This is a genomic window from Asticcacaulis sp., from assembly GCF_027484505.1.
GTDB lineage: Bacteria > Pseudomonadota > Alphaproteobacteria > Caulobacterales > Caulobacteraceae > Asticcacaulis.
On sequence record NZ_JAIXSV010000236.1, the window covers coordinates 24,378 to 30,964 of the forward strand.

8 protein-coding genes are annotated in these 6,587 nt (G+C 61.8%); 1 reads left to right on the forward strand and 7 read right to left on the reverse strand.

Translation table 11 applies throughout. The features are described from left to right. Nucleotides 1-26 precede the first annotated feature (26 nt). On the forward strand, nucleotides 27-890 hold the full coding sequence (locus Q0072_RS13990; protein WP_298331251.1) for an aldose 1-epimerase: 864 nt from the start codon (nucleotides 27-29) through the stop codon (nucleotides 888-890). Nucleotides 891-892: 2 nt separating this feature from the next. Here Q0072_RS13990 and Q0072_RS13995 read toward each other — a convergent pair whose 3' ends face one another. The 7 genes from Q0072_RS13995 to Q0072_RS14025 form a co-directional block, all read right to left on the reverse strand. Then, entirely contained in the window at nucleotides 893-1,306 is a 414-nt protein-coding gene (locus Q0072_RS13995; protein WP_298331253.1) for a cupin domain-containing protein, read from the reverse strand. 241 nt (nucleotides 1,307-1,547) lie between these two features. Then, nucleotides 1,548-2,285 carry an SDR family oxidoreductase gene (locus Q0072_RS14000; protein ID WP_298331255.1) on the reverse strand — a complete coding sequence of 246 codons (738 nt, stop codon included), beginning with the start codon at nucleotides 2,283-2,285 and terminating at the stop codon, nucleotides 1,548-1,550. A 164-nt stretch (nucleotides 2,286-2,449) separates the two neighbouring features. Beyond that, nucleotides 2,450-3,649: a UxaA family hydrolase gene (locus tag Q0072_RS14005; RefSeq protein WP_298331257.1), complete on the reverse strand. Its 1,200-nt coding sequence runs from the start codon at nucleotides 3,647-3,649 to the stop codon at nucleotides 2,450-2,452. Continuing rightward, complete coding sequence (locus Q0072_RS14010) at nucleotides 3,642-3,950, reverse strand: UxaA family hydrolase (RefSeq protein WP_298331259.1); 309 nt, start codon at nucleotides 3,948-3,950, stop codon at nucleotides 3,642-3,644. Before Q0072_RS14010 ends, Q0072_RS14005 begins: the two co-directional genes overlap by 8 nt. A gap of 14 nt (nucleotides 3,951-3,964) precedes the next feature. Beyond that, nucleotides 3,965-4,972 (reverse strand): aldo/keto reductase, encoded by a 1,008-nt coding sequence (locus tag Q0072_RS14015; RefSeq protein ID WP_298331261.1) that lies wholly within the window; start codon nucleotides 4,970-4,972, stop codon nucleotides 3,965-3,967. 294 nt (nucleotides 4,973-5,266) lie between these two features. After that, nucleotides 5,267-6,046 (reverse strand): IclR family transcriptional regulator, encoded by a 780-nt coding sequence (locus Q0072_RS14020; RefSeq protein ID WP_013479394.1) that lies wholly within the window; start codon nucleotides 6,044-6,046, stop codon nucleotides 5,267-5,269. Further along, nucleotides 6,043-6,587: amidohydrolase family protein (locus Q0072_RS14025; RefSeq protein ID WP_298331265.1), on the reverse strand; the 545-nt coding region annotated here is incomplete at its 5' end. The genes Q0072_RS14020 and Q0072_RS14025, both read right to left, overlap by 4 nt.

Below are 6,587 nucleotides of genomic sequence, written 5' to 3' on the forward strand. Positions count from 1 at the left end.
GAAAAACAAAATAATGGAAATGCCACATGATCGCTCTTTCGACGCTGACCCTGACGGCACGCGACACCACGCTGGCCCTGCATCCGGATCTGGGCGGGTCCATCGGCGCTTTGAGCCATAAGGGCCGTGACTATATGCGCCCGACACCCGAAGACCCGCGTGACGTGCTGGAGACGGCCTCGTTTCCGCTGGTGCCGTTCTGTAACCGCATTCGTAACGGCAGCTTCTCCATCGGTACGCAAAAGGTGAATATGGCCCCCAATCTGGGCGACCATCCGCATACCCTGCACGGTCAGGGCTGGCGCGCGCGCTGGACGGTGGCCGAGCAATCGCCGTCGCGGGCCGTTCTGACCTATCGTCATCAGCCGGATGAGTGGCCGTGGGCCTATGAGGCGCGGCAGGTGTTCGAACTGCGTCCGGCGGGCCTGCGCGTCTGGCTGAGCGTCAAGAACCTGAGTACTACGGCCATGCCGGCGGGGCTGGGCTTTCACCCCTATTTCAACCGCACCTCTCAGACGCGGCTTAAAGCGCCCGTCGATGGGGTGTGGATCGCCGATATGGACTGCCTGCCGACCGAATGGTACGCAGGCGTGTGGCGCAAGGACTGGACGAAGGGCGATTTCGTCAGCGACACGGGTCTGATTGACCACTGCCATACGGGCTTTGCCGGGCGCGCCGATATTTATGAAGACAGCACGCCCGTCCTGACCTTGCGCGCCTCACCGGATTGTCACTGGCTGCACATCTATGTGCCGCCGGGGCAGGACTTTTTCTGCGCCGAGCCGGTCAACCATATGCCCGACCCCTTCCACCACGCCAATTCCGGCCTGCGCTGCCTCAAGCCCGGCGAAGTGGCGCTGATCTGGATGGACATAAGCCTGCACGGGTAGGCCTATTTCGTGCGGGCTTTCAACGGGTACGAAATAATCAGGGTAAGCGGTTCATCGCCCACCTGTTTGATACCGACCTTAGCCCCTTCATAGAGATACGCGGTCATGCCCTCGGTCAGGGTGTGGGTCACCCCGTCCGATTCCACAATCCCGGTGCCGGAGACGACGTAATAGACCTCATCGTGGTCGATGGGGTGGATACCGATGGCCGCGCCCTTGTGCAGGCTGCGCTTGCGGAACTCCATGGCGCGCTGAGGGGCCTTGTCGCTGATGCGCCAGGCAGTGGACATGCCGATATTGCCGTGCGGCGTGGGCTGTTCGACCACCGTGTCCTTTTCGTCGATGATGACCATGGACGGGGCTCCGAGGGCGAACGAGGGCAGGGCGATCAGCGCAGCGGCTAAGATCAGGCGCATGGGGTTCCTCCTGTTTTAGGAAGAGTTAGCCACAAAAAACACGAAAAGACACGAACTTCATTGCGCTGATTGATCGTACGAAGCGCCATAATTCACTCTTGCCGAAAAGTGTGACGCACTTTTCGGATAAAAAAGCACGTTAAAACAAAAGTTTAGAGCTATTCGCCGGCTCAACTGAGCCGACGGATGCTCTAGGGTTCGGAGTTTGTGATTTTCGTGTTTTTCGTGGCTAAAAAAGCCCTTACATCACCCAGCCGCCGTCGATGATGTGGGCGCGGCCGGTGGTGAATTTGGACTCGTCCGAACCCAGATACACAGCCAGCGCCGCCAGTTCTTCCGGCTTGCCGAAGCGGCCCATGGCCTGACGCGCGGTGAAGTCCTTATAGGCTTGCTCAAAATCGCCTGTGTCGTGCAGGCGTTGCAGCAGCGACGGCGTTTCCACCGTGCCGGGACAGATGGCGTTGCAGCGGATGCCCTGCGCCACAAAGTCCGCCGCCACCGACTTGGTCAGGCCGATCACCGCCGCCTTGGTGGCGCAGTAGGCGAAGCGGTTGGGGATGCCTTTGACCGAAGAGGCGATCGACGACATGTTGATGATCGAGCCGCCACCGCGCGCGATCATGTTGGGCAGGACGGCGCGGATCAGGCGGTACTGCGCCGTGACGTTCAGGCTGTTGGAAAAGGCCCAGTCCTTTTCGTCGCAGTCGAGAATGGTCCCGGCGTGCACAAAACCGGCGCAGTTATAAAGAATGTCGATATGGGGGAACTCAGCGGCGATGGCCTTGACCGCCTCAGCATCGGTGACGTCGAGCTTGCGCGCAATGACATTGTCAAGCGCCGCCAGTTCGCTGAGGCTGGCGTCGTTGATGTCGGCGGCGATGACGGTGGCGCCTTCGCGCACATAGGCTTCGACGGTGGCGCGGCCAATGCCTTGCCCGGCGGCGGTGATCAGGGCGGTTTTTCCGGAAAGTCGTGACATGGTGCGGTCTCTTGAAATCATTCCCTTCACCGTTTTACCGGGAGAGGGTTGGGTGGGGCAAAGACTCTGACGGTGACGGTCTGGCGCATTCAGAACCCCCACCACCGCATCTCAGCTTCGCTTCGTGCGGTCCCCCTCCCCAGTAAACTGGGGAGGTATATAGGTTACGCCCGGCGCAGCGGCAGGCAGGCCGGGCCCAGCGGGTCGAAGGCCTTATAGGTCAGGATGAACTCCTGATGGCCCATGGCTTCGGACTTGGTGGGGGTGCCACCGGCGACGGCCAGCACGCTGTCGATAATCTCCTGCCCGACCTCATCCAGCGTGGCGCGGCCTTCCATGATCTTGCCGGCGTCGATATCCATATCCTCGCTCAGCTTGCGATAGGTGTCCGGATTGGCGCAGACCTTGATGACGGGAGAAATGGCCGAACCCACCACAGAGCCGCGGCCCGTGGTGAACAGGGTCACGTGCGCACCGCAGGCGATCAGCTCAACGATTTCCGCATTGTCCGAGATGTTGGGGAAGCCAAAGCGCGGTTCGCCGTCCGGCACCACATCGAGCAGGTAGAGCCCGCCCGTCGGCGGCAGATCACCGGGTTTCAGGATGCCGCAGATGGGCGCCGATCCCGACTTGGAATAGGCCCCCATCGACTTTTCTTCCTGCGTGGTCAGTCCGCCTTCGGCATTGCCCGGCGCGAACGACCCAAACCCCATGACGGTGTAATAGGCCTCGGCCTTCTGCACGCAGGCTTCGAGTTCCGCCCCCAGCTCCGGCGTCACGGCGCGGCTGGCCATAATGGTTTCGCAGCCGACCAGTTCGCCGGTCTCTTCAAACACGCAGGCCGCGCCTTGCGCCCCGAACCAGTCGAAGGCGCGACCGACCGCCGGATTGGCAGTGATGCCCGACGTGCCGTCTGAGCCGCCGCAGATGGTGCCGATGACCAGCTCTGACACCGCCATCTCAACCACCGGAGTCTGCGCGGCTACGGCCTGAAGGCGGGCCACGGCCTCAAGGCCCTTCTGAATGGTCGAAAGCGTGCCGCCCGACTGCTGGATGACCAGGGTTTCGCACGGCCGGCCCGACGCCTCGATGGCGGCCTTCAGGCGCTCACGGTTGAAGCTTTCGCAGCCCAGCGAGATCAGCAGAACCCCGCCGACATTGGGATGCGTCGTCACCGCCGACATCACCTTGAAGGCGTAGTCGTTGGGATAGCAGCCCGGAAAACCGATCAGATGCACTTCGCTGTCGCCTGACTTCGTGACGATCTGGCGCGCCACGTGGTGGGCACATTCGACCAGATAGGCGACGGCGATGACATTGCGGATGCCCTTTCGGCCGTCAGGCCGCAGATAGCCCTTAAGCATGCGTACCTCCGGAGGCTTCGCGGGTGTGGGATGAGATATAGTCGCTTTTCATATTGTGCATGTGGACGTGGCCGCCTTTGGGCGTGTCTTTGGTCATCGAGCCGATCGGCGCGCCGTATTTGAAAATCTTGTCCCCGGCTTTCAGATCACGCACGGCCACCTTATGGCCGACCTCTATGGCCTCGGTGACCGGCAGGGTCTCACCACCCACCGTCACCGTACTGCCCGCCGCAATCGCTGCGCGGCACACCGCTACGTTGTCGTCGGGGTGCAATAAAATCAGGGGGGAGGGCAGGGACATAGACACGTGAACTCTTAGGCTTGCGAAACATCACCCGCCGGCGCATCGGCGCGCAGCAGACCGGCGGCCTTCAGATCGCGCCACAGGTCCGTGGGGATGGGATGGTTGAACAGGTCGATATTGCGCGCCACCTGCTGCGGGTTGGCCATGCCGACGACGGTGCTGGCCACGACCGGATGGAAGCCGGGGAATTGTAGCGCAGCGGCGGCCAGCGGCACGTGGTGGCGGGTGCAGACGGCCTCGATGGCGTTCACACGGGTCAGGATTTCGCTGGGCGGGGCGGCGTAGTTGAAATGCGCGCCTCCGGCCAGCAGACCTGAATTGAACGGTGCGGCGGCCAGAACCGACACACCGCGCGCCGCGCATCGCTCAAAAAAGCCATCCAGCGGCGTCTGTTCCAGCAGGGTGTAGCGCCCGGCCAGCAGAATGACGTCGATATCGGCCCTCTCCATAACCTGATCACAGATGGCCGTCTCATTGACCCCAAGGCCGATGGCCCCAATCAGGCCCTGCGTCTTAAGGGTTTGCAGGGCCAAAAGCCCGCCGCGCAGGAAGGTTTCGAGATGGAATCCGTTGCCGCTGCCGTGAGTCTCCACGCCCAGGTCGTGCACCAGCGCGATGTCGATGCGGGCGCGGTTGAGGCGCTTCAGGCTGTCTTCGAAAGAGCGCATCACCCCTGAGTAGGAATAGTCGAACTGCTCCTCAAACGGGTCGCCATCGACAAAGCCGTGGCGTTCGGTGCCGGGCGGCGGGGCGGGGATGGGGGTCAGCACGCGCCCGACCTTGGACGACATGATGATGTCGGCGGGCAGGTCCGCAAGGCGACGTTCCGACAGGCCGTGACCGTAACGCGGGGCGGTGTCGATATAGCCGATGCCGCCCTCTGTGGCCGCGTTCACCGTCGCTGCTGCCGTGGCGTCATCGACCGGGCTATACAGATTGCCGATGGCCGCCGCGCCGAAACCCAGCGCGCTGACCCGGACCTGTGTGCGGCCTATGGTATGGAGATCGCTGATAGGCACAGTGCATCCCTGTTCATTTTTAAAAATGATTATCGCTTATGAAAATTTATGTATAGCCGACACAGCGCCGACGCAAGAGGCCTCAGGCGCGATTGCGCCGACCGCGCGCATTTTCCTTTTCGCTCATGAAATCAGCGCGCTGTCGATTTTCACCTCATACCAACGGCCGAAGATGCTGACCGCATCCGGCCGTTGAAGAAACGAGAATTTCTCATATGTGTCAGTGACATGAGAAATTCTCGAACGGAATACCAAGAGTCATTTCCAATGACCCTTGGTATCAGGCGAAAACGCCTATCCGCCCAGCGTGCGCGACAGCGCCGCTGCCGTGCCTTTCAGTCGCGCCACCGTGTCTTCGAGGCTCAGGCAGCCGTGGGTTTTCAGCCAGGGGATGGTCATGGCGGCGATGACCGTGGTGTCGTTCATGACCGGGCAGGAGACGTCCAGCACGCCATCGACGAAATCGCTCTTGGCCTGCACATAGCCCTGATGCAGGGCGCGTTCGGCCACGGTTTCGAATAACTGCCATTCCTGCGGCGTCGCCGTGCCGCGCAGCATGTGCTTCATCTGCTCCTTCAGCTTGGGCGGCTGAAAGGCGTACAGCACAAGGCCGGAGGTCGATTGCACCAGTTGCCGCTGATAGCCGACGCGCACCGAAAAGCCGAGGTCGCCGGGCGCTTCGATGCGCGCAATGACGACCATGTGATCGTCAGAGGCGATGGCCAGATGCACGGATTGGCGCACCTGTTCGGACAGGGCCTGCATCAGGGGCAGGGCCGAGGCCAGCAGGTTCTGGCTGGGGCCGCGGCTCATGCCCAGCGAGAACAGCTTGTTGGTCAGTTCCAGCCCGTCGCCCTTTTGCGATTGCGCCACATAGCCGCGATTTTCCAGCACCTGCACCATGCGGAACAGTTCGGAGACCGAGCGGTCCAGCCGGTGCGAAATCTGCGACAAGGTCATGGGCCGTTTGTTGGCGGCCAGAAGTTCGAGCACGTCGAGCCCTTTTTCAAGGGCGGGCGCGCGGTATTTCATAGCCTTTTCACCGTCGCTGTGACGGGTATCTTCGCTGATCATGGGACCCCCTGTAGGTCATAAATTCTTTTTGCATTAGTGAAAAAGATGGCCTGACGCTCTGCCGGCGTCAATGGGTTTAATTGGTCCTCAAGCCAGTGTTTCCACTTTTGCCAGTCGCCGTTGAGGCGCACCACCGGCCAGTCAGAGCCGAACAGCAGGCGCTGCGGGCCAAAGATCGTCAGTAGATGCGCCACGTAGGGGGCCGCCTCATCAAAGGGTTGATCGAGGCGCATTTCGGTAAACAGACCCGAGAGTTTGCACACCACATTGGGGTGACGCGCCATAGCCGTCATGGCCTCAATCCAGTCGCGCGTCGCTTCGGGCTGGGCCTGAGTCGTGGCAATCGGGGGCTTGGCGGCGTGGTCGATGACGATGCGCAAATCCGGATAGCGCTGCGCCACGGCCTCTATGGCGGACAGGTAGCGCGTGAAGACCAGCGCATCAAAGACCAGCCCCGCCGCCTGCATGGCCGACAGGGCCGGGGCGACGTCCGGGCGCAAAATCCAGTTGTCGTCGGGCAGGCCCTGCAACATCGGACGCA

What these genes read in the sequence shown, in the direction of transcription:
- Q0072_RS13990 (WP_298331251.1), top strand. Translation starts at nt 27, where the DNA reads ATGATCGCTCTTTCGACGCTGACCCTGACGGCACGCGACACCACGCTG.
- Q0072_RS13995 (WP_298331253.1), bottom strand. Translation starts at nt 1,306, where the DNA reads ATGCGCCTGATCTTAGCCGCTGCGCTGATCGCCCTGCCCTCGTTCGCC.
- Q0072_RS14000 (WP_298331255.1), bottom strand. Translation starts at nt 2,285, where the DNA reads ATGTCACGACTTTCCGGAAAAACCGCCCTGATCACCGCCGCCGGGCAA.
- Q0072_RS14005 (WP_298331257.1), bottom strand. Translation starts at nt 3,649, where the DNA reads ATGCTTAAGGGCTATCTGCGGCCTGACGGCCGAAAGGGCATCCGCAAT.
- Q0072_RS14010 (WP_298331259.1), bottom strand. Translation starts at nt 3,950, where the DNA reads ATGTCCCTGCCCTCCCCCCTGATTTTATTGCACCCCGACGACAACGTA.
- Q0072_RS14020 (WP_013479394.1), bottom strand. Translation starts at nt 6,046, where the DNA reads ATGATCAGCGAAGATACCCGTCACAGCGACGGTGAAAAGGCTATGAAA.